We start from the raw sequence: 21485 nt of genomic DNA, 5'->3' as shown, positions 1-21485 counted from the left end.
ATGAGCGACGACCCAGCGGCGAACGCGCCGAGTCGGCGGTCGCCGGTCGGAACGCTGCTGCTCTCGCGCGTGTTCATCACGTGGGCGGAGCTCACCCTCGTCGGGTTCGGCGGGGCCGTCGCAGGCGGCGCCGCGTCGGGGCCGCCGCAGCTCGTCGTCTACTTCGCGACGGTCCTCGCCGCGGTCGCCGTGTTCATGTACAACGTCGACCGGCTCGTCACCGCTCGCGTTCGGGAGGCGACGTGAGCCGAGCGCCTCGCCAGCGGGCCCGCTCGCGGTGCCGCGCGGGGGCGAACGACCGTCAGTCCCCTCGGCGGTTCGACGGTCCGAACGGTCCGATACCGTGGCGCTTGGCGACGATGCCGAACAGCAGCGCGGCGCTCGGGAGGAACAGCAGCGCGCCCAGCGCGGTGACGGCGTCGTCGCGGGCAAGTCCGAAGGCAAACCCGCCGATCCCGCCGACGAGCGCGACGAGGGCCGGGATCAGGAGGCGGCTCCGGAGCGCGGCCGGCGTTCCCCGATTCGAACGTGGATGTACCATACGAGATAACGTAAGTGCGTCGGGCCCGTATCAGGCGTGTTGTCGAGGGCCAACTTCCCGCCGGAGCGCGGCCGACCGCGACGGTTCGGTCGCCCGTGAGGCGGACGCGGCGAACCGAAATCGCACGACAGAACGAGCTCCCCGTCAGATGTACGACTTCACGTTCACCATAACCTACGAACCCGGCGCCGACGAGTACGTCGACCTGTTCATCGACCGCGAGTCCCTCCAGTCGGAGGCGACCTACTCGTGTCTCGATCCCACGGAGCTGTGGAAGCTCGAATCGGTGACCGGCGACGCGGCCGACCTCGACGCCGTCGACGAGCTGCTCCTGGACGAGTCCGTCGACTGCGAGTCGATCAGCGCTCGAGAGTGTCGCTCGAACCGCACGACGAGCCTGTTGACCCACGAGCAGCGGCGGCGAGTGACGTACACGTACGTCTCCGACGTGGACTACTGCGAGTCCGTGCCGCTGATCGCGGCGAAGTACGTCGACGGAGGCGTCCTCTTCGAGCAGACGCGGTCCGGCGATACGGTCCGGTGGCGCGTGTTGGTCCAGGACGACTCGAAGATCGGGCTGTTGTACGACACGCTGGCCGCGAAGCTCGGCGACGGGCTGTCGTTCTCGTTCGAGCACCTGACCGAGGTCGACCACTGGGAGAGCGAGCTGCTCTCCCGACCGGACGTCCCCGCCGAGCAGCGCGAGACCCTGCTGCTCGCGGTCGAGCGCGGCTACTTCGAGACGCCGCGGGGCGTGACGCTCGACGAGCTCGCGGCGGAGCTCGGAGAGCCCCGCTCGACGGTGTCCTACCGGCTGCGACGCGCGACCGCTGAGTTAGCGAAACGATTCGCGGACCAACAAGCATGACCGCCGAACCCCCCACGGACGACGATCAGCGAGACCCGACAGCCGCGTCGACGGGCGGCCGCTACCCGACGGACGTGCTCGTTAGCGCCGACTGGGTGAACGCCCGGCTCGACGAGTTCAGCTCCGTCGCGACCGACCTGCGGCTGCTCGAGGTCGACGTCAACGCCTCGTTCTACGAGGAGGGGCACGCGCCCGGCGCCGTCGGCGTCGACTGGCGGACCGACCTCCGGTCGGCGGAGGCACACGACATCCTCTCCCCGACGGAGATGACCGCCTTCCTCGAATCGCGCGGGATCACCGAGGAGACGACCGTCGTCATCTACGGCGACAACCGGAACTGGTTCGCGGCGCACCTGTACTGGCAGCTCGCCCACTACGGCCATCCGGACGTCAGGATCATGGACGGCGGGCGCGAGTACTGGACGGAACACGGCTACCCGACCACGACGCAGCCGGTCGCGCCGCCCGACGTGACGTACGGCGACGCCCCCGACGCGCCGGCCAGACCGGAGGTGCGGGCCGGGCGCACGGACGTGCGGGCGGCGATCGGGACCGACGCGAAGCTCGTCGACGTGCGCCTGCCCGAGGAGTTCCGCGGCGACGTCACGAAGCCGCCCGGCAGCGACGAGGGAGCGATGCGGGGCGGACACATCCCGGGAGCGACGAACGTGTTCTGGGCCGAGAACGTCCGCCCCGACGGCCTGTTCAAGTCGCGCAAGGAGCTCGCGGACGTGTACGAGTCTCGAGGGGTCACCCCCGACGACGACGTGATCGTCTACTGTCGGATCGGGGAGCGGTCGTCGGTCACGTGGTTCGTCCTCGAGGAGCTGCTCGGATACGAACACGTGCGACACTACGACGGCTCCTGGACCGAGTGGGGGAACATGATCGGCGTCCCGATCGAAGTCGGCGAGCCGGACGGCGACAGTTAGCCGCCCGGAGCGGTGGCGGCGGAGTTGTCCTGCGACAAACGGACACACTAGCCGCTGTGCGTGTAATCCCCGATGATGAGCGATCCTCACGTCGAGTCGAAGGCGGAGCGCACAGGAGACGGGGACGGAGCCCGGAGAAACGAGCCCGCGTCACCGGTCGTTCGCGATGAGTGACGCCGGCCCGAAACGCGACGAGTCGCAGTTCGTTCAGCGGCTCCTCGACGCCCTGAGCGAGGAGACGAACCGGACGATCCTGACCGCGCTCGACGAGCCGACCTCGGTCGCCGAAGTGGTCGAGGAGTCCGGTATCCCGATGTCGACGGTGTACCGGCGCTTGGACGTGCTCAACGAGTTGGACCTGGTGACGGAACACGTCTCGATAGACGCCGAAAAGGGACGGTACCGGCGCTACGAGCGGAACGTGAGCCGTGTCTCGATCGCCGTCGACGAGCGCGGGGGGCTCAGGACTCGGGTCGAGCGCCCGAACGGCGAGCCCGACGAGTCGGTGACTTGGGGGCCGCCCGCGGGGTAACGCCGCCCTCGACCGACGGGCGCCCGCGGTGGACCTGTGGCGGGAGTCGCCTCCCGTGGCGCTCCGGCGGGCGGCCGCGCCGGGCCGCCGGGGCGGGCCTCCGTCGCCCCGCCCTCTTTTTATCCCGGGAGCCTCTACGACTGACGATGAGCGGGAAACCGACGGTCGGGGAGTACATGACCCGCGAGGTGGAGACGGTCAGTCCGGACGAGACGGTAGCGACCGTCGCGCGCCGCATGGCCGACAGCGACGGGCACAACGGGTTCCCCGTCACCCAGGGCCGCACCGTCGAGGGGTTCGTCTCGGCCGGGGACCTGCTGCTCGCGGACGACGACGCCCCCCTGTTCACGGTGATGACCGAGAACCTGATCGTCGCGCACCCGGACATGAAGGTGACCGACGCCGCCCGCGTGATCTTACGCTCCGGCATCCAGCGGCTCCCGGTCGTCGACGACGCCGACAACCTCGTCGGGATCATCTCGAACACCGACGTGGTCCGCTCGCAGATCGAGCGCGCGACGCCCGGCAAGGTCGGGAAGCTGATGCGAACCCTCTCGCAGATCCACGGCGTCGAGCTCGACGAGGAGCGCCGCGAGGTGGCGATCGCGGACCTGACGCCGACGCAGGCCCGCGTGTACGCCGACGAGCTGGAGGGCCGACAGTACGAGCTCGAACACGGGCTCGCCGAACCCCTCGTCGTCATCGACAACGGCGGCACCCTCTACCTGGCCGACGGCCACCACCGAGCGATGGCCGCGCGCGAGGCCGGCATCGAGACGATGGACGCCTACGTGATCGTCCCGCGGACCCCTGTCGATCTGGGGATGGCGAAGACCGCAGAGAAGGAGGGGCTCCGCGTCGTCGCTGACATCGAGATCGTCGACTACGCGCGACATCCCCTCGTGGAGACGACGAAGCGGCTTCAGTGACGCCGTTCTGCTGCCCGGGGAGCACCCACCCCATCCGCGGTCCCGTCCGGCGATAGATTGATAGTGCTGGTGTCAGGAGGAGTGGCACATGGCAACGGGGAACACATTAGTCGAACTCGACGAGGTGACGAAGCGGTTCGGCGACCTCACCGCGGTCGGCGGCGTCGACTTCTCCGTTCGAGAGGGCGAGTTCTTCACGCTCGTCGGTCCCTCCGGCTGCGGCAAGACGACGACGCTCCGGATGATCTGTGGCTTCGAACACCCGACCGAGGGAGAGGTCCGGATAGACGGCCAATCGATGGGATCGGTTCCCCCGGAGGCCCGGGAGACGAACCTCGTGTTCCAGCAGCTCTCGCTTTTCCCGCACATGAGCGTCGGCGAGAACGTCGGGTACGGGCTCGCGAAGTCGGGCGTCGACGCCGACGAGCGGTCGGAGCGCGTCTCCGAGTACCTCGAACTCGTCGACCTCGACGGGTTCGAGGACCGGAACCCGACGGAGCTCTCCGGCGGCCAACAGCAGCGCGTCGCCCTCGCGCGAGCGCTGGTCAACGAGCCGGCGGTGCTGCTGCTCGACGAGCCGCTCTCCAGCCTCGACCGGAAGCTCCGGAAGCAGATGCAGGTCGAACTGCGCCGGATCCACAAGCAGACGCAGGGGGGCTTCTTCTACGTGACCCACGACCAGGAGGTCGCGATGACGCTCAGCGACCGGATCGCCGTGATGAACGACGGCCACATCGAGCAGATCGGTCCGCCGGAGGAGATCTACCGCGAGCCCGCGTCCGAGTTCGTCGCGGACTTCATCGGCGACACGAACCTCATCGACGCGCGGACCGTCGAGCGGAACGGAACGACCGTCGCGGAGGTCGGCGGCGAAGGTGGGTTTACCGTGCCGGCGCCGGACCGAACCGGCGAGGTCACCGTCTCGATCCGACCGGAGGACTTCACCATCGCGGACGGGGACGGCGTCCTGCGCGGCACCGTCGTCGAGCGGTACTTCCAGGGCGACCAGACGAACTACCTCGTCGAACCCCACGGGGACGTGGACGAGCTCCAGGTGGTCATCCAGGGGCGCGAGTCGGCGGTCGACACCGGCGACGACGTCGCACTCGACGTGGTCGACGGCGCCCCGACGGTGTTCTGATCGGTCGTCGCCCTCCGTCGGACCGTTTCCGCGGTCACGGTCGGGGCGGCGAAAGTAACCGGAAAGCGGGGCCGCCCGCTTGGGGCCTCACTCCTCCTCTTCGGTGACCGTCCCGGCGACGTAGCCGGTCACGTTGCCGACGTTCATCGCGACCGCCAGCGCGATCGCGATCCCGAACACGATGATCGCGGAGACCGCGTTGAGCTCCGGCGCGTCGAGCTGTCGGATCCGGCTGAACATCCAGATCGTCAGCACGTCGGTGTTGGGACCGGTGAGGAACAGCGCGCGGATGTAGTCCTCGAACGACCGGATCCACGCGAACAGGAACCCCGCTCCGACGGCCGGGGCGATCACGGGGAGCGTCACGTCGCGGAACACGGTCAGCGGGTCCGCGCCGAGGTCTCGGGCCGCCTCCTCCAGCGACTCGTCGTAGGTGTACAGCCGGGCCGAGACGATGAGGAGCACGAACGGGAGCCCGTACAGCGAGTGGGCCAGCACCACGGTGGCGAACCCCGGGAGAATGCCGAGGAGGTTCTGGAAGTAGATCCGCAGGGCCACCCCGAGGATGATGCCCGGGATCACCATGGGGATGATCCCGAAGGTCCGGTACACCTCCCGGAGGCGGAACCGGTAGCGGGTCAGCGCGAAGCTGGCCAGCACGCCGAGAATCGTCGCGATAGACGCCGCGACCGTCGCGATGGTGAAACTCCCGACGAGCGAGGATCGCATCGAGTCGCTGCGGAGTGCCAGCCGGAAGTTGTCGAGCGTGAGTCCCTCGAACGGGAAGATCGTCACGGCGTTCTCCGCGAACGCGAGGAAGATGATGATCGCGAGCGGCACCCACAAAAAGAGGAGCAACAGCCCGGAGACGACGTACAGCGAGGTGCCGAGGAGCCGTTCGACGGTCTGATGCCCGACCAGCCGCTCAGTCGATCCAGTCGTCTCGGTCGACTCCGACGTCTCGGTCGCCATCTCAGGCACCCCCCAGTTCCTCGATGCTCACGTACCGGAACGCGAGGATCATCGCGCCCACGATCGAGACGAGCACGAACATCGACGCCGCGCTCGCGTACCCGATCGAGTAGGTCCCGGCGACCCGGCTCTCGATGAGCATGCCGATCATCTGGACCTTGCCCTGCCCGAGGAACGTCGGCGTGATGAACGCGCCGACGCTGGGTACGAAGACGAAGAGGCTCCCGCCGATGATCCCCGGAAGCGTTAGCGGGATCACGTGGTCGCGGAGCACCTCGACCCGCGACGCGCCGAGGTCGCGGGCGGCCTCGATGATCGAGAAGTCGAGGCCGTCGAGGCTCGCGTACAGCGTCAGGAGCATGTACGGGAAGTACGCGTGCGTGAGCCCGACGACGATGGCCGGGACGCCGTAGTTGAAGATCCCGAGCGGGGCGTCGATCAGCCCCCAGCTCATGAGCGTGCTGTTGATCACGCCGCCCGGACCGAACATCAGGACCCACGAGTACGCCCGGACGAGGTACATCGTGAAGAACGGCAGGAGGACGAAGAAGATGACGAGCTTGAACAGCCGCCCGCCGCTCCGCGCCAGCAGGTACGCCAGCGGGAACGCGAGCGTGAGACACAACAGCGTCGTCACGGTGGCGATGACGTACGAGAGCCACAGCGCCGTGACGAACGGGGTGTTCCAGATCGCGCCGCCGCCGTCGAACAGGGAGCGGTAGTTGTTCAGCGTCGGCTCGTAGATTATCTGGTACGTCAGCGAACTGACCTCGAAGAAGCTCACGGCCACCATGAACGCCAGCGGCGCGACGAGCAGGGTGAGTATCCACGCCGCGCTGGGACCGACCGTGACGCCGATCCGACTGCGTGGTCCGCTCAGCAGCCTCACCACTCTCGCCCGCGCGCTCTCGTCCCGCTCGTCTGCGGCCATCTATGCTGCCTTGACCTCTTCCCACGTGGAGACGTACGCCTCCTCGACGTCCGAGGCGATGTCCTTGAGCGAGTACATCCCTTCGAGCCGCGACGGGTCGATCCGCCCGTATAGCTCGTTCTGTTCCTCAGTCAGCTCGTCGGCCACGTTGGGGTTCGTGCTGGGCGAGAAGCCGGCCTCGGCGAGCGCCGCTCCGTTCTGCGGCGTGATGAACTCGTTTATCACCTCCCAAGCGGTCTCCTTGTTGTCCGATGCGGCCGAGACGACCGCGGTCTCGTACCACGCCAGCGCGCCCTCTCTGGGAGCGACGAACTCGACCCAGTCGTCCCCCTCGCTCCGCATCTGGACCGTCTCATTCCGCCCGCTGTGGCCGACGAGGAAGTTACCCTGACGGAACTCCTGGATGAACGTCGGGTCGGGGGCGATGTACCCCTGAAGCCGCGGCTTCTGCTGGATGAGCAGCTCCTGTATCTCGGAGAGCTGGTCCTCCGTGAACGTCATCCGCGCCCCGGACATCGCGTCGTCCATGCCGAGGTACAGCGCCGCGGCGGGGATCGACTTCGCCGCCTCGTCGTACATGATGATCTCGCCGTCGAGGTCCGCGTCGACGTAGTCGTCCTCGAACAGGATGTCGTAGCTCGGCTCGTGGTCCGGCACGCTCCGGGAGTCGTAGGAGTACCCGTACCAGCCGAAGCGGATCGGCACGCCGTACGCGTTCCCGCTCTCCGTGAACTGGTTGTCGACGAACGACTGGAACCGGTCGTACATGGAGCCGAAGTTGTTCACCACGTCGTTGTTCACCGGCGCGACGAGGTCCGCGTCCATGAACCGCGGGACGAGGTTGTTGTTCGGGACGGCGATGTCGTACTGTTCGTCCTGCCCGGAGCTCCACTGCGAGAACATTTCCGTCGACGACGTCGAGGGCGTGATGTTCAGCTCCACCCCGTCGAGCGTGGACTCGATGTTCTCTTGCATCTCGGCGTACTCCTCCCACGTGATGATGTTGATCGTGGTCGTCCCGTCGCCGCCCATGCTACCGCCGTCGCTGCCGTCACCGCCGTCGCCGCCGCTACACCCGGCGAACGCCGCCACGCCGGCGGCGCCCGCGCCGGCGATGTACTGACGGCGGCTCACGCCGCGGCGGGTCGCGTTCGATTGGTTGTTCGTCACATGAGACCTATTGTCAGGATCTGACGCCATATCCCGATGACATATATTGTGGATTGATAAATTTTACCCCAAAGACGGTCGTGTAAGCTCCTTAGCTCGGCTCGCGCGCGCTCGGCCGTCGCGGAAGCGAACCGCGACGTCGGTGACCCCTCGTCCGACGGGCGGACCGATGCCGGAGTCCGACCGTGGGCAGGCTTTTGTAAATCGGCGTAGACGTTCCGCGCATGGGATCACGGATTCGACGCGCACTCTCACGGGCGACGCTCGCCGCGGTCGGCGCGGCCGTCGGCGCCGCTGTCGGCGGACTGATCAGCAGACAGGCGGCATCCAGCGGGGGCGCGCTCGGCGCGCTCGCGGGGGCGACGCTCGCGGACTTCCGCTCCGATTCGGCGGGCGTCTTCGGCGCGCTCCGCCCCGACGAGGACGACGAGGACGGCGAAGCCGAGGCCGACGCGGCCGACGCGGCGGCGTGAGCGGCGCGGCCGCGGGTCGCATCGGGAACGTCTATACCGCCGGGGCGAGTAGCCGCCGGCAATGAGCGACACCGACGCCGGACCGGACGCGAGCGCTGCGTCCGACGGCGGGGGCGGCTGGTTCGAGGCGCCGCCGGCGGACGCGACCGGCGATATCGATAGCGAGACGGAGAGCGACGACGCCGCGACCGCGGCGGCCGCGGCGGGGGTGCGCGGCGGGAGCGCCGCGGCGCCCGCCGACTGGCCCGCGCGCGCCGTCGAGTCAGGATTCGCGGACGACGCCGACGAGTACTACGACCGACTCAAGGCCGCGACGACGCGCGCGACCCGCGAGGCGGTCCGCGAGCGGGAGCGCGCCGACGACGCGCAGCTGATCCACGCGGTCCGGGCGATGGACGACGCCGAGCGCGTCGCCAACGAGCTCGCCGAGCGCGCCGTCGAGTGGGCGGGGAGCCTCTTCGACGACGTCGGCTCCGGCGTCGACGGCGCGCGCGAGATCGCGGCCCGAGAGCCCGAGAACGGGGTCGAGCGGCGGGCGGTCTCCCTCGCGCAGCGCGCCGCGGAGCTCGACGACGAGCGGGCCGAACTCGCCGAGACGATCGGTCGGATCGCGCCCGCCGTCGCGCCCAACCTCACCGAGATGGCCGGGCCGGAGCTCGCCGCGCGGCTGATCGCGCTCGCGGGCGGACTGGAGTCGCTCGCGAAGAAGCCGTCCGGCACGGTTCAGGTGCTCGGCGCCGAGGACGCGCTGTTCGCGCACCTCTCCGGGCGCGCGCCCTCGCCGAAGCACGGGATCATCTACACCCACGAGTTCGTCCGCGGGACGCGGCCGGCGGACCGCGGCTCCGCGGCGCGCGCGCTCGCCGGGAAGCTGACGCTCGCGGCGCGCGCCGATCACTACGCCGGCGAGCGGCGGGCGCAGCTCCACGACGACCTCCGCGAGCGGATGGCGACGATCCGGGCGCGGGCGGACGACGGGCCAAGCGAGGGCGGCGACAGCGGCGGAGCGGCGAGCGACGGAGGGGTCGACGATGAGTGACCCCGCGCTCCCCGACGGCGTCGAGCGCCGCGAGGTCAACGGCGAGGAGCGGCTGGCGACCCGCGGCGAGCCGGTGTACGGCGAGCCGACCGCCGACGGCTGGCGCGCGTGGGACCCCGAGCGGTCGAAGCTGGGCGGGATGCTCGAACTCGGGTTGGAGACGGGCCTGACGGGCGGCGAGACGGTCCTCTACCTGGGCGCCGCGAGCGGCACGACGGTCAGCCACGTCGCGGACTTCGCCGGCCCGACCTACGCGGTCGAGTTCGCGCCGCGGCCGGCGCGTGACCTGCTCGACGCCGCCGAGCCGCGCGACCGGCTGTTCCCGCTGCTCAAGGACGCGCGGAAGCCGGACACGTACGCGCACGTCGTCGAGGCCGACGTGGACGCGGTCGTTCAGGACGTTGCCACGCGCGGACAGGCGGACGTCGCCGTGCGCAACGCGGAGTTTTTGACCGAGGACGGGCGGCTCCTGCTGGCGATCAAGGCGCGCAGCGAGGACGTGACGGCGGCGCCGGAGGCGGTGTTCGAGGGCGCGCTCGACCGGCTCCGAGACGCGTACGAGATACTGGAGACGCGGCGACTGGACCGGTTCCACGAGGACCACCTCGGCGTCGTCGCGACGCCGAAGTGATCACTCGTCCGGGTCGAACATGTCCTCGATCCGGCAGTCGAAGTGATCCGCGAGCGCGAACGCCAACTCCAGCGACGGGTCGTAGCGCTCGCGTTCGATCGCGTTGATCGTCTGGCGGGTGACCTCGACCGCGGCGGCGAGGTCGGCCTGGCTCTCGTCGGTCTCGTCGCGCCTGTCGGGGATATCGTTTCTCATGTGCGCCGCTTGTAGTAGAGATGGGACGCGCCGAACACGACAAAGACCCCGAAGAGGGTCCAAGTCGCGCCGTAGAACTCGCCCGGAAGCGTGACGAGGCCGCTCTCCTGTAATGCGAGTCCGCCGGGCGTCCCGAGGACGAAGACGTAGGCGAAGACGTTCATCGTGGTCTGGCTGGCCTTGCGGCTGATGGTGCCGTCGCGCTCGTCGTACAGTTCGACGGGGCTGAACCGCTGGACGAGCCCCATGCCGAGGCCGCCGGCCCAGTAGAGGGCGACGCCGAGGACGAAGCGGTCGACCGCGATGCCGATCCACAAGGCGAGGATACCGGCACCGAGCAGTCCGTAGGCGATGCGCTTGTACCGCTTTCTGGTGGAGGGCCGAGCCGTCGCGGAGGTCGTGTGTTCGCTCATGGTGGAGGGTAAAGCGAGCGCGGGTTGTGTGTAAAGCTCGCTTTACAGTAAAGGGTGCTTTACGTTGGATAATAAATCTATCGCAGAGCAATACATCGAACGCACACGGTTCGAGAAGGCGGGTATTCCGCGTCTTCGGGGTTCACCACGAGGGCGGCGAGAAGCCGGCGTCTTCGAGGATGGGCTTCCAGCGCTTCTGGACCGAGAGGCGCGAGACGTCCATCGCGTCGGCGACGGCGGACTGCGAGCGCTCCTCGCCGCGGATCAGGCCGGCGGCGTAGAGGCTGGCGGCGGCCGCGACGCGCTTCCCGCGGTCGTCATCGGGCGCGCGGGAGAGGAAGAGGTCGACCGCGGTCGAGCGCGTCTCCTCGTCGAGGTCGAGCGAGACGCACGCCTCCTCGACCAGCTCGATCCACGCCTCGTTGTCGACTCGGTCGCTCGCCCGGTACACGCGCCGGGGTAGTCGAGCGAGATATATAAACGGTCCGCGGTCGCAGCCGCGGAGTCGACCGCCCTCGCCGCTCCGAAGGAGAGCGCCTCCGCCGCGCTGAAGTCGCCCGCGCACGTAGTGAGCGTATGTCGACACAGCAGTGGAACGAGACGCGGGTCCGGGCGCTTCACGACGACCTCGTGGCGCTGTACGAGCCGGTCGACCGCGTCGCCGAACACGGCGCGGACCCGACTGCCGAGCCGGGCGAGGGCGTCCGCCAGCTGGTGACCACCATCCTCTCGCAGAACGTCGCCGACGAGAACACGAGCCGCGCCGCCGAGGCGCTGTTCGACCGCTACGACGACTTCGCGGCCGTCGAGAGCGCCGACCACGAGGAGCTGAAGGAGACGATCCGCGTGGCGGGACTCACCGATCAGAAGGCCGCCCGGATCCAGCGCGCGCTGACCGCGATCCGGGAGGAGACCGGCGGCGCGTACTCGCTGGCGTTCCTCGACGCGATGCCGACCGACGAGGCGAAAGACTGGCTCACCGAGATCAAGGGCGTGGGCCCGAAGACCGCCAGCGTCGTGTTGAACTTCCACTTCGGGAAGCCCACGATGGCGGTCGACACCCACGTCGAGCGCGTCTCGAAGCGGTTCGGACTCGTCCCGGAGTCGGCCTCGAACGAGCGGGCTCACGAGGCGCTCGACGAACAGGTTCCCGACGAGCTGACCTACCCGCTTCACGTGTTGTTGATTCGGCACGGTCGCGAGCACTGCTCGGCGCGCGGCGCCGACTGCGACAACCCCGTTTGCGACGCGTACTGCGACTGCGAGTTCTGTCGGTGAGCGCGGCCTCTATGGTTCTCGGGTCGATAGGATCGGTCATCCATGTACGCGCTCGCCGGTGAGGTTCTAAACGCCGTCCAGTGGATCGATCGGCTCGGCGTCGAGTTTGTCAGCGCGATCCGCACGTCGCTTCTGACCGTGATGATGACCTCGATGACCGGGCTCGGCTCCGTCACGGCCGGAGTCGTGTTCGTCGGGCTGTTCTACCTCGCCGGCTGGCGCGAGGAGTTCGTCAAAAGCGTCGTCGCGCTGTCGCTGCTCGGCGTCGTCGTCTGGGGGCTGATGTCGCTCGTCGACCGACCGTTCCCGCCGAATCCGATCTGTATCACCGAGAGCGACACCGGCGTGACGAGCTCGTTCCCCTCGGGACACGCGGCCGCCGTGACGGCGTACGCGACGATCGCGCGCAACTCCGATGAGCTCCCCTTCGCGGTCGCCGCGGGCTTCGCCGGGCTGATCTCCTTCTCGCGGATCTACCTCGGGACGCACTACCTCTCTGACACCCTCTTCGGAATGGGGCTCGGGGTCGTCGCGGTGCTGTTCGCGGAGTGGCTCCTCGATCGGGTCGGCGAGGAGGCGGTGCTCGATCTGCTGCCGTTCGACACCGACATCTGAGCGGGAGATCGGGGCGTCGCGGGTCGCTAGCGACAACTATTTTTGAACCACTCGGGTACGGTAACTCGCGCGCGGGTTGCCGAGCCAGGCCAAAGGCGTAGCGCTTAGGACGCTATCCCGTAGGGGTCCGCCGGTTCAAATCCGGTCCCGCGCACTGAGCGAAGGAGCGGAGCGACTGAGCGAGGGAGCAGGAGCGGATTTGAGCCCAGCGAGAAACGCGCAGCGAACGGAGTGAGCGAGCATTTCTCGCCTCGGTTCAAATCCGGTCCCGCGCATTTTGCGGCGAACAATCCGTGAGCCGCAAATACGTGCTGAGGATTCGAACCCCGAGAGGACAACAGATATAACCTCAGTCACGGCGTAATGCGGCCAGATGCCACGCCGTCCGAATATCTTTCTCCTGTCCGCCGACGCGCTCAGAGCGGACCACGCGACCGAACTCGTCGACGAGGTCGCGGAACGGACGGGCGGGACCCGGTTCTCGAACGCCGTCGCGCCGGCCTCGCACACGGCCAGTTCGATCCCGGCCCTCGCGACCGGGCGGTTCATCGACGAGGAGGGGACGGTCGACGACCCGCTGCTCCCGTCGTCGCTCTCGGCCGACGGCTACCGCACGCGGCTGCTGACCGACAACCCCATCGCCGCCGACGCGCTGACCGAGCGGTCCGTCGGGGAGGCCGGCGGGGTGAGTAACCTGTTGGACGACCTGCTGCCGCGCGGGGTGACCCGACCCGTCGAGCAGGCGTACTTCCGGCGCATCTGGCCGATGATGCGCCGCCTCGGGCTCGCTGCCCCCTACTACCGGCCGGCGGCGCGGCTCCACGAGCGCGCGCTGGAGACGCTGTCCGGAGAGACCGATCCGGTGTTCTGCTGGCTCCATTACATGGACACCCACAGTCCCTACTACGTCCCGAACGACGGCGAGGCGGCCGCGGGGCTCGACCCGGACCGGGCGGCCGCGATGAGTCGGAGCCTCACGATAGGGGACGCCGCGGACGTGGACCGGGCGGAGGCCGAGACGGTCGCGCGGCTGTACCGGTGGGCCTGCGACCACCTCGGCGGATCGGTCGTCGAGTTCGTGAGCGAGCTCCGGGAACGGGGGCTGTACAGGCCCGACCGAGACGTGCTCGCGGTGACGGCCGACCACGGGGAGTGCCTCGACCCCGAGCGGGGGGTGTTCGGCCACCTGCCGCCGGCCTCGTGGGAGTCGCTCGTCCACGTTCCGCTCGTCGTTTCGCGACCCGACTGGCCGGAGTCGACGGTGGACGAGCAGGTCTCGCTCGTCGACCTGCCCGACATGCTCCGACCCGAGCCGGGAGCGGCCGCTCCGCCGACGGCGTTCGGCCGGGAGTACGTCGAGACGGTCGCGGGGACGCTCACGGCCGCGGGAGTCGTCCGCGGGGTCCGCCGGGCGGACGGGGAGAAGCTGTTCGGGCGGCGGACGGCGGACGGCACCGACGTGGTCCACGCCCGCTACGAGGTCGGGGATCCGGCCGCGGAGACTGTCGTCGGGGAGCCGTACGGCGACGGCGCGACGGCGGCGAGCGTCCCCGAGGGGCTGCTCGAACGGGCCGCCGACGCGGGCGGTCTCGTCGGCGACGAGCAGTACCTCTCCGGTGTCGACGAGTCCCACCTGCGGGCGCTCGGCTACGTCGAGTAGCTGCGGGCGCTCGGCTACGTCGAGTAGGGGGACGCGTCACGCGCCAATCACTGGCGGGCCGTCGCGCAGCAGGACCGCGCCGGCGAACAGCCAGATCGCGACCTCGACGTAGAACGACGGCGTCCAGAGGTACTGGAGCGCGAACGACCCGGGACCGGCGCCGATGGAGTTCCAGCTCCGAACGAGCGGCCAGAGGAGGAACACGGTGTTCTCCGGTCGGCCGTTGATGGTGATGTGGGCGGCGTCCGCGACGAGGTGCGTCGCCCAGCCGACCCCGACCGCTGCGGCGGCCGTCATCGCCGTCGCGGCGCCGTACCGACGGGCCGCCAGCCAGCCGGCGCCGAGGACGCCCGCGAACAGCGCGGAGTGGACGACGGAGTGGTACGTGGGGACGAGCCCGACCATCGCCAGCGGCTTGTCGACGAGGTCCGGAAGCGCCGCGCCCGCGACGACCCACGGCACCGGGAAGCGGTTCCGCGCGACGAGCGCGCCGATGAGGAGGTGGGTCGCGAAAAGCATGGGCGTGCTACGCGCTATCGGGATTTCTGCGTTGCGCTCCGACCGACGTGCGTCTCACCGCCGGGGAAGGTGGAGTGCCTGAGTCGGATCCGTTACGCCGCGTCCGCCGCCGACACCCGCACCACCTGCTTGCCGATGTTGTCGCCGGAGAACAGGCCGAGGAAGGCGTCGGGTGCGTTCTCCAGCCCCTCCACGACCGTCTCGCGGTGTTTCAGGTCGCCGCTCGCGACCCACTGCCCCAGGCGCTCGCTCGCCTCGCCGAACCGGGTCGCGAAGTCGGCGATGAGCAGCCCCTGAACCTTCGCTCGTACCGGGATCAGCTGCGGGAGCTTGCGCGGTCCGATCGGGGCCTCCTCGTCGTTGTAATGGGCGATCTGCCCGCAGACCGCGACCCGCGCGTCGAGGTTCAGCTTCGTGAACACGGCGTCCGTGATGGGGCCGCCGACGTTGTCGAAGTACACGTCGACGCCGTCGGGCGCGGCCTCGTCGAGCGCGGCGCGGTAGTCGTCGGTGGTCTTGTAGTTTATTGCCGCGTCGAAGCCGAGCTCGTCGGTGAGCCAGTCGGTCTTCTCGTCGCTGCCGGCGAAGCCCACCACGCGGCAGCCGTTTCGCTTCGCGATCTGGCCGACGACGGAGCCGACGGCGCCCGCCGCGCCGGAGACGACGACCGTGTCGCCGGGCTTCGGCTCGCCGACTTCGAGGAGCCCGAAGTAGGCGGTCCGCCCGGGCATGCCGAGGACGCCGAGGTACGCCTCGGGGTCTGCGACGCTCGGGTCGACCGGCGCGACGTCGTCGGCGTCGAGGGTCGCGTAGTCGGCCCACTTCCCCTCGCCGGTCACGAGATCGCCCGCGTCGTACGCGTCGCTCTCGCTTTCGACCACCTCGCCGACGACGCCGCCCTTGAGCGCGTCGCCGACGTCCCACGGTTCCGCGTACGACTCCGCGTCTCGCATCCGGCCGCGCATGTACGGGTCGACCGAGAGGTATCGGGTGCGGACGAGCAGTTCGCCGGGTTCGGGGGTGGGGACGTCCGTCTCTCGCAGGTCGAAGCTGTCCTGATCGGGCTCGCCGGTCGGCCGCTCGGCGAGAAGCCACTCGCGGTTGGTGTTCGTCACGGTTGCCGTTGACGGCTGCGACCCAATAGGGTTTGGACGCCAGCAGCCGTCGAGGGGATCCGAAGGCGGGGCCGACAAGGGGATCCGGAGGTGGGGCCGGCAAGGGGATCGAGAAGCGGAGGGCGGCGAGGTCGGGCCGCGCGAACGCGGTGCCCGGGTCGTCGCCCGTCGCCGCGAACGCCGTCGACCGGTCGGTGAGACCGAACGCGGCGACGGTGAGGTCACCCGTTTCGAACGTCGCGGGTTCGTCGTCAGCGTCGCCGTCTCCGTCGTCCCCGTCAGCGGTGGGACCGCCCGCGGCGCGGCCGGGCGGAGCGGCAGCGCGGCCGGCGACTCCGGCGACGCCAGCGGCGAGCAGCGACCGACGGTGCCAATCGCCGCGTGGGCTCGACGAGCGGCGACGTCAACCCTCCGAACGGACGGCGGAGTGGTTCAGCAGGGTGGCGAGGAGAGAGCGGCTACGCGACGGCGACGCCGTTGCGGGTGAGGTAGTCGCTCGCGGCCTTGATCTCGACCGGGCTGCCGATGATCCGGAACTGTTCGTCGCTCTCGACGACGGTGACGGTGAAGCGGGCTTCGAGGTGCTCCCGGTGTCCGTCGAGCGCGCGGCGCGGGAGGACGATCTGCGTGCTGTCACGGAGGCTCGACGGGTCTGGCATTCGGCGTGGGTGGGAATTATTCGGCGCCGATATAACCGTGTCGAAGTATCGGCGTTCCAACCACTCTCCCGGCGGCGATCCGTCGGTTCGCGGGCGGTCGTCGGGGGATTCGGTCCGCGGCGGCGCGGCGGCGAACCGAAGGAACACCTTTAACGAGCCGACCGGCCGAGGGTATCGTAATGGGACTGGAGGAGGAGATCGAGGACCTCCGCGAGGAGATCGCCGAGACGCCCTACAACAAGTCCACCGAGGCACACATCGGGCGTCTGAAGGCGAAGCTCGCGGAGAAGAAAGAGAAGCTGGAGAACCAGTCCTCCGCCGGCGGCGGCCACGGCTACGCGGTCGAGAAGCACGGCGACGCCACGGTCGCGCTGGTCGGGTTCCCGAGCGTCGGCAAGTCCACCCTCATCAACGCCCTCACCAACGCCGACAGCGAGGTCGGCTCCTACGAGTTCACGACGTTGGACGTCAACCCCGGGATGCTGAAGTACCGCGGCGCGAACATTCAGATCCTCGACGTGCCGGGGCTGATCGAGGGCGCCGCCGGCGGTCGCGGGGGCGGGAAGGAGGTGCTCTCCGTGGTCCGGACGGCGGATCTCGTCGTGTTCATGCTCTCCGTCTTCGAAATCGAGCAGTACGACCGCCTCCGCGAGGAGCTGTACGCGACGAACATCCGCCTCGACACCGAGCCGCCGAACATCAACATCCGGAAGACCCACAAGGACGGGCTCGGCGTGACGATGAGCGACGACGTGAGTCTCGACGAGGAGACGGTCAAGCAGGTCCTCCGTGAGTACGGCTACGTCAACGCGAAGGTCACCATCCCCCACGATCTGACCATCGACGAGCTCGTCGACGCCGTGATGGACAACCGCGAGTACCTCCCCTCGATGGTCACCGTGAACAAGGCGGACCTCATCGACAAGAGCTACCTCCCGACGGTGAAAGAGGAGCTGCGCGAGCGGAATTTGAACCCCGACGACGTGCTCTTCATCTCCGCCGAGAAGGAGCTCGGCCTCGACGGGCTCAAGGAGCGGCTCTGGGAGGAGCTGGGCGTCATTCGTATTTATATGGACAAGCCCGGTCGGGGGGTGGACTACGAGGAGCCCCTCATCCTCTTCGAGGGCGACACCGTCGGCGACGCCTGTTCGAAGCTCGGCGGCGAGTTCGACGAGCGGTTTAAATTTGCTCGCGTGTCCGGCGACAGCGCGAAGCACGACGACCAGCAGGTCGGGAAGGGCCACGAGCTGGCCGACGAGGACGTGCTCCGGATCGTCGCGCGGAAATAGGTCTGTGAGCTGATCACAGCAGTAGGGCGGTTGTTCCCTCTTCTGACGCGTTCATCGTTCTCAGATGACGAGCGGACAACAGGCAGGGATCCGTTGAAATCCTCAGTAGGGGATACGTTCTGAACTGTATCCGATCAGTACTGGGGCTCACGAATCGCTCAGTACAGGGCGCTCACGAATCGGTCAATACAGACGAAGTGGAAATCACCCGTATCTGACGGTTTTAATGCTGTTGTTGAAAATGAAGCAACATGACCCCGAAGAAGGCTATTACAGTATACATTACGCTCCCTTGTCTCCTATACGGCGTATTCTTTATCTTAGCAGTCACACGGTATTCCGGCATGATTGAAAGAGAGACGCTGTATGCCGCACACACAGTGTTTGCTGGTTACATCGCCCTCATTGTCTACACAAAACGGGACCAACTGACCACAATATAAGCAGTTCTCATCGACCGGCTGTTTCAGGTGAGAACTTGTCTGATAAAGAAAACTCGACAGGACCCAAACGGAGACGAACATCTCCAAAGCCCCAGCCGTGAGGACTCGCGCGCCTTGTTGCGCTCCTCACTCGGTCGCTCACGCCGTTCACTCCCTCGATGCGGTGCTTACTGCGGCGTGCTTCGTCCTCACGGCTGCCCCTTTGAGTCCCATCCCGCACAGCACCGCAACCTCACGCCTCCCCAGCCTCGTCGCGGCCGTTTAAAAACGGCCGCGACTCCCTCGCACGCGCTCCTCGTGGCCGCCGGCGGCGGCCACTCGGAGGCGCGCGCCGCCGCACAGCCTCAGTCTTCGTCTTCTCGGATCTCACGCCTGTTGCCCCCGCCCGACCGAAAGGCGCTTTTCGCGGGGCCGCGACCCTCGGGTATGCTCACGGTCGCGCTCGCGGGCAAGCCGAACGCCGGCAAGTCCACCTTCTACACCGCCGCCACGATGGCCGACGTCGACGTCGCCAACTACCCGTTCACGACGGTCGACCCGAACCGCGGGGTGACCTACGTCCGCACCGAGTGCCCCTGCCTCGACCGCGAGGAGCGCTGCGGGGCGGAGAACTGCCGCGACGGGAAGCGCTACGTCCCGGTCGAACTGCTCGACGTGGCCGGGCTCGTGCCGGGCGCCCACGAGGGCAAGGGCCTCGGCAACCAGTTCCTCGACGAGCTGACGAACGCGGACGTCGTGTTGAACGTCGTCGACGCCTCGGGCGCGACGAACGCGGAGGGGGAGCCGGTGGAGGTCGGGAGCCACGACCCCCTCGACGACGTGGACTTCGTCGAAGAGGAGATGGACCTCTGGCTCGCGGGCATCGTCGACCGCAACTGGGAGGGCGTCGAGCGGCAGTCCCGCTCGCCGGACTTCGACCTCGAAGCCGCGCTGTCGGACATGCTCACCGGCTTCGGCGCGACCGAGCGCGACGTGACCGCGGTCCTCCGCGACCTGGAGTACCCCGACGACCCGAAGGCGTGGGACGACGACGACCGCGAGGCGCTCGCGCGGGCGGTCCGCCGCCGCACCAAGCCCATCGTCGTCGTCGCGAACAAGGTCGACGCGGCGCCCGACGGCGCGGTCGACCGCATCCGCGAGGAGACCGACAAGCCCGTGATCCCCGCGACCGCCGACGGCGAGCTCGCCCTCCGGCGCGCCGCGGAAGCGGGCGTCGTCGACTACGACCCGGGCGACGAGTCGTTCGAGGTCGTCGGCGACGTCTCCGACGACCAGCGCGCCGGCCTCGACGCCCTCCGCGAGTCGATGGCGACCCACGGTGGCACGGGGGTCCAGACCGCGCTGAACGCGGCCGTCTACGACCTGCTCGACCGGATCACCGCCTACCCGGTCCAGGACGCCGGCAAGTGGACCGACGGGACGGGGAACGTCCTCCCGGACGCGTTCCTCCTGCCTTCGGGGGCGACCCCCCACGACCTCGCGTACGCGGTCCACTCCGACATCGGCGAGGGGTACCTCCACGCGGTCGACGCGCGCGCCTCGCGTCGGATCGGCGAGAACCACGAGCTCACCGAGGGCGACGTGGTGAAGATCGTTTCGACGGCGGGCCCCTGATCGGGGCGGAGCGACGCGCTCTCGGTCCTGCCGGGTCCTTCCGGGCTCCGCCGCGTCCCGGTCCGAGCCCTGGCGCCGCTCACTCCAACGAGCGCGCGTACGTCACCTGTTTGGGCTCGAACCCCGCGTCCCGGTAGAACCGCCGCGCGCCGTCGTTGCCCCACTCGCAGGAGACGGTGACGTAGTCGCGGTTCTCCTCGCGAGCCATCTCCGTCACCCGGTCGACGACCGCCGTGCCGTTCCCCACGTTCCGGTGGTCCGGGTCGATCTCGAGGTTTACCACGTCGAGGTACCGGCCACGCTCTCGGGAGGGTCGGTCACCCGTTTCGAGGGTGACGAACCCGATCGTCTCGCCGTCGACGACGACGAGGTAGTCGGTCACGTCCGGGTCGTCGAGGTGTGCGCGGAACCCGTCGTCCGGGACTTCCGCCACGTCGGCGTACGCGATCTCGTTCAGCGCCGAGTACCGCTCCATCGCCGTCGCGAGGTCGTACCACCGCTCGACGAGGGCGTCGAGGTCGCTCTCGTCGGCCTCCACGAGTTCCATGCCGCCCGGTGTCGGCGGGCGACCACTTCAGCCTTCGTTCGGCGTGCGTCGGCGTCGCGTCCGGGGCGCCGAGGCGGGCCGAGCGCCCGCCGTGCGACCGACAGGCACATGCGGGTCGCCCGAGACGGGTCGGTAGAGAGCGGCCATGCTCGGGCTCGAACACGACTTCCGGATCGTCGACACCCGCGCGACCCTCGACCCCGACGAGTCGTCGGTCGCCACCCACGGGCGGGACATCTCGCCGGAGCGGCTGGAACGCGAGATGCTACAGGCGGGCATCGTCCGCGCGGTCGCGAGCCCCGGCCAGCGCGCCGCCGGGCGGAGCTACCTCCGCGCGAACAACGCGGTCGCCCGGCTGTCGATCGACCGCCCGTTCGTCGCGTTCGCCCGCCTCAACGGCCCACGCGACTCGGGGACGGGGCCCGTGTCGGCGGTCCGGAACCTCCGCGCCGAGCGCGACGACCACCACACCCGGCCGGACGACGTCGAGCAGTACTCCTACGACGACCGCTTCCACGGCTTCACGCTCGCGCCCCACGTCGACGGCCTCCCGAACGAGGACGTGCTGGCTCGGCTTGAGGACGCCGACCTCCCCCTCTTCGTCCACGCGGGCCGGGAGTTCCCGCCCGAGGCCGTCGAGACGGAGCTGCTCGGCTACGACCTCCCGATCGTGCTGGGGAGCTTCGGGGGGTATCCCTTGGACGCGGACCTGATGAACGAGACGCTCGACCTGCTCGACGAGTACGACCGGCTGTACGTCGACACGAGCGCGGTGCGGTACCGCGAGGTGCTCGAACGCGGCGTGCTGGAACACCCCGACCGCGTCCTCTTCGGCTCCGGCGCGCCCGACGTTCACCCGAACGTCGGCGTGATGGAGGTGCTCACACTCGACGTCTCCGAGGACTTGATGGCCCGCGTCCTCGCGAAGAACCCCGCCCGCCTCGTCCCCGCGCTCGCCGAGGGCGCGGACGTCTGACGC

Annotated in this window: 27 protein-coding genes, 1 tRNA gene and 1 pseudogene; 17 read left to right on the top strand and 12 right to left on the bottom strand. The window is 69.0% G+C overall.

The genetic code is table 11. From position 1 onward, the window contains the following. Positions 1 to 246, top strand: a complete 246-nt coding sequence (locus C466_RS09125) for a hypothetical protein (RefSeq protein WP_004598265.1) — start codon at positions 1 to 3, stop codon at positions 244 to 246. A gap of 55 nt (positions 247 to 301) precedes the next feature. Here C466_RS09125 and C466_RS09120 read toward each other — a convergent pair whose 3' ends face one another. Continuing rightward, on the bottom strand, positions 302 to 541 hold the full coding sequence (locus tag C466_RS09120; RefSeq protein WP_004598266.1) for a hypothetical protein: 240 nt from the start codon (positions 539 to 541) through the stop codon (positions 302 to 304). A gap of 148 nt (positions 542 to 689) precedes the next feature. Here C466_RS09120 and C466_RS09115 point away from each other — a divergent pair, with 148 nt between their 5' ends. The 5 genes from C466_RS09115 (at position 690) to C466_RS09095 (ending at position 4943) form a co-directional block, all read left to right on the top strand. Then, entirely contained in the window at positions 690 to 1409 is a 720-nt protein-coding gene (locus C466_RS09115; RefSeq protein ID WP_004598267.1) for a helix-turn-helix domain-containing protein, read from the top strand. Continuing rightward, the gene (locus tag C466_RS09110; RefSeq protein WP_004598268.1) at positions 1406 to 2341 is read left to right on the top strand and encodes a sulfurtransferase; all 936 of its coding nucleotides are present in this window, start codon (positions 1406 to 1408) and stop codon (positions 2339 to 2341) included. Before C466_RS09115 ends, C466_RS09110 begins: the two co-directional genes overlap by 4 nt. Before the next feature lie 166 nt (positions 2342 to 2507). Beyond that, complete coding sequence (locus tag C466_RS09105; RefSeq protein WP_004598269.1) at positions 2508 to 2873, top strand: winged helix-turn-helix domain-containing protein; 366 nt, start codon at positions 2508 to 2510, stop codon at positions 2871 to 2873. A gap of 146 nt (positions 2874 to 3019) precedes the next feature. Continuing rightward, entirely contained in the window at positions 3020 to 3802 is a 783-nt protein-coding gene (locus C466_RS09100) for a CBS domain-containing protein (protein WP_004598270.1), read from the top strand. A gap of 88 nt (positions 3803 to 3890) precedes the next feature. Continuing rightward, complete coding sequence (locus C466_RS09095) at positions 3891 to 4943, top strand: ABC transporter ATP-binding protein (RefSeq protein WP_004598271.1); 1053 nt, start codon at positions 3891 to 3893, stop codon at positions 4941 to 4943. Positions 4944 to 5030: 87 nt separating this feature from the next. On the opposite strand, the gene C466_RS09090 is transcribed toward C466_RS09095, so the two are convergent. Genes C466_RS09090 through C466_RS09080 form a run of 3 tightly spaced genes read right to left on the bottom strand, consistent with a single transcriptional unit; the run spans position 5031 to position 8016 of the window. Next, complete coding sequence (locus C466_RS09090) at positions 5031 to 5915, bottom strand: ABC transporter permease (protein WP_004598272.1); 885 nt, start codon at positions 5913 to 5915, stop codon at positions 5031 to 5033. A 1-nt stretch (position 5916) separates the two neighbouring features. Further along, on the bottom strand, positions 5917 to 6846 hold the full coding sequence (locus C466_RS09085) for an ABC transporter permease (RefSeq protein WP_004598273.1): 930 nt from the start codon (positions 6844 to 6846) through the stop codon (positions 5917 to 5919). After that, complete coding sequence (locus C466_RS09080) at positions 6847 to 8016, bottom strand: ABC transporter substrate-binding protein (protein ID WP_004598274.1); 1170 nt, start codon at positions 8014 to 8016, stop codon at positions 6847 to 6849. Positions 8017 to 8240: 224 nt separating this feature from the next. Here C466_RS09080 and C466_RS09075 point away from each other — a divergent pair, with 224 nt between their 5' ends. The 3 genes from C466_RS09075 (at position 8241) to C466_RS09065 (ending at position 10159) form a co-directional block, all read left to right on the top strand. After that, on the top strand, positions 8241 to 8489 hold the full coding sequence (locus tag C466_RS09075; protein ID WP_004598275.1) for a glycine zipper domain-containing protein: 249 nt from the start codon (positions 8241 to 8243) through the stop codon (positions 8487 to 8489). 61 nt (positions 8490 to 8550) lie between these two features. Next, complete coding sequence (locus C466_RS09070; protein WP_004598276.1) at positions 8551 to 9528, top strand: NOP5/NOP56 family protein; 978 nt, start codon at positions 8551 to 8553, stop codon at positions 9526 to 9528. Next, complete coding sequence (locus C466_RS09065) at positions 9521 to 10159, top strand: fibrillarin-like rRNA/tRNA 2'-O-methyltransferase (RefSeq protein WP_004598277.1); 639 nt, start codon at positions 9521 to 9523, stop codon at positions 10157 to 10159. Before C466_RS09070 ends, C466_RS09065 begins: the two co-directional genes overlap by 8 nt. Here the strand turns inward: C466_RS09065 and C466_RS09060 are convergent, their stop codons facing one another. From C466_RS09060 to C466_RS09050, 3 genes are all read right to left on the bottom strand, one after another. Beyond that, positions 10160 to 10354, bottom strand: a complete 195-nt coding sequence (locus C466_RS09060; RefSeq protein ID WP_004598278.1) for a helix-turn-helix transcriptional regulator — start codon at positions 10352 to 10354, stop codon at positions 10160 to 10162. Beyond that, the gene (locus C466_RS09055) at positions 10351 to 10767 is read right to left on the bottom strand and encodes a DUF2178 domain-containing protein (protein ID WP_004598279.1); all 417 of its coding nucleotides are present in this window, start codon (positions 10765 to 10767) and stop codon (positions 10351 to 10353) included. Before C466_RS09055 ends, C466_RS09060 begins: the two co-directional genes overlap by 4 nt. A gap of 142 nt (positions 10768 to 10909) precedes the next feature. Next, a complete protein-coding gene (locus tag C466_RS09050; protein ID WP_004598280.1) occupies positions 10910 to 11218 on the bottom strand; it encodes a hypothetical protein in 309 nt (102 codons plus the stop codon). 125 nt (positions 11219 to 11343) lie between these two features. On the opposite strand from C466_RS09050, the gene C466_RS09045 reads away from it, so the two are divergent. The 4 genes from C466_RS09045 (at position 11344) to C466_RS09030 (ending at position 14320) form a co-directional block, all read left to right on the top strand. Beyond that, positions 11344 to 12045 carry an endonuclease III domain-containing protein gene (locus C466_RS09045; RefSeq protein ID WP_004598281.1) on the top strand — a complete coding sequence of 234 codons (702 nt, stop codon included), beginning with the start codon at positions 11344 to 11346 and terminating at the stop codon, positions 12043 to 12045. A 42-nt stretch (positions 12046 to 12087) separates the two neighbouring features. Beyond that, entirely contained in the window at positions 12088 to 12660 is a 573-nt protein-coding gene (locus C466_RS09040; protein WP_004598282.1) for a phosphatase PAP2 family protein, read from the top strand. A gap of 69 nt (positions 12661 to 12729) precedes the next feature. Further along, a tRNA-Leu gene (locus C466_RS09035) sits at positions 12730 to 12814 on the top strand. A 219-nt stretch (positions 12815 to 13033) separates the two neighbouring features. After that, a complete protein-coding gene (locus C466_RS09030) occupies positions 13034 to 14320 on the top strand; it encodes a sulfatase-like hydrolase/transferase (RefSeq protein ID WP_004598283.1) in 1287 nt (428 codons plus the stop codon). Between the two features lie 36 nt (positions 14321 to 14356). Here C466_RS09030 and C466_RS09025 read toward each other — a convergent pair whose 3' ends face one another. The 4 genes and pseudogenes from C466_RS09025 to C466_RS09015 form a co-directional block, all read right to left on the bottom strand. Further along, positions 14357 to 14839, bottom strand: a complete 483-nt coding sequence (locus tag C466_RS09025) for a hypothetical protein (protein WP_004598284.1) — start codon at positions 14837 to 14839, stop codon at positions 14357 to 14359. Positions 14840 to 14931: 92 nt separating this feature from the next. After that, positions 14932 to 15954, bottom strand: a complete 1023-nt coding sequence (locus tag C466_RS09020; protein WP_004598285.1) for an NADP-dependent oxidoreductase — start codon at positions 15952 to 15954, stop codon at positions 14932 to 14934. A 124-nt stretch (positions 15955 to 16078) separates the two neighbouring features. Then, a pseudogene (locus C466_RS17660) lies at positions 16079 to 16312 on the bottom strand (hypothetical protein); the annotation flags it as partial. Between the two features lie 100 nt (positions 16313 to 16412). Beyond that, positions 16413 to 16613 carry a VNG_1110C family protein gene (locus C466_RS09015; RefSeq protein WP_004598286.1) on the bottom strand — a complete coding sequence of 67 codons (201 nt, stop codon included), beginning with the start codon at positions 16611 to 16613 and terminating at the stop codon, positions 16413 to 16415. Positions 16614 to 16792: 179 nt separating this feature from the next. On the opposite strand from C466_RS09015, the gene C466_RS09010 reads away from it, so the two are divergent. The 3 genes from C466_RS09010 (at position 16793) to C466_RS09000 (ending at position 19959) form a co-directional block, all read left to right on the top strand. Beyond that, positions 16793 to 17902 (top strand): OBG GTPase family GTP-binding protein, encoded by a 1110-nt coding sequence (locus tag C466_RS09010; RefSeq protein WP_004598287.1) that lies wholly within the window; start codon positions 16793 to 16795, stop codon positions 17900 to 17902. 251 nt (positions 17903 to 18153) lie between these two features. Next, positions 18154 to 18345, top strand: a complete 192-nt coding sequence (locus tag C466_RS09005; RefSeq protein WP_049902618.1) for a hypothetical protein — start codon at positions 18154 to 18156, stop codon at positions 18343 to 18345. A 426-nt stretch (positions 18346 to 18771) separates the two neighbouring features. Further along, positions 18772 to 19959: a redox-regulated ATPase YchF gene (locus C466_RS09000; RefSeq protein WP_004598288.1), complete on the top strand. Its 1188-nt coding sequence runs from the start codon at positions 18772 to 18774 to the stop codon at positions 19957 to 19959. A gap of 79 nt (positions 19960 to 20038) precedes the next feature. Here C466_RS09000 and C466_RS08995 read toward each other — a convergent pair whose 3' ends face one another. Further along, complete coding sequence (locus C466_RS08995; RefSeq protein WP_004598289.1) at positions 20039 to 20506, bottom strand: GNAT family N-acetyltransferase; 468 nt, start codon at positions 20504 to 20506, stop codon at positions 20039 to 20041. Between the two features lie 145 nt (positions 20507 to 20651). On the opposite strand from C466_RS08995, the gene C466_RS08990 reads away from it, so the two are divergent. Next, on the top strand, positions 20652 to 21482 hold the full coding sequence (locus tag C466_RS08990) for an amidohydrolase family protein (RefSeq protein WP_004598290.1): 831 nt from the start codon (positions 20652 to 20654) through the stop codon (positions 21480 to 21482). Positions 21483 to 21485: the final 3 nt, after the last annotated feature.

Source organism: Halorubrum distributum JCM 10118, assembly GCF_000337335.1.
Taxonomy (GTDB): Archaea; Halobacteriota; Halobacteria; order Halobacteriales; family Haloferacaceae; genus Halorubrum; species Halorubrum distributum.
This window is presented reverse-complemented; position numbering and strand designations above follow the sequence as displayed.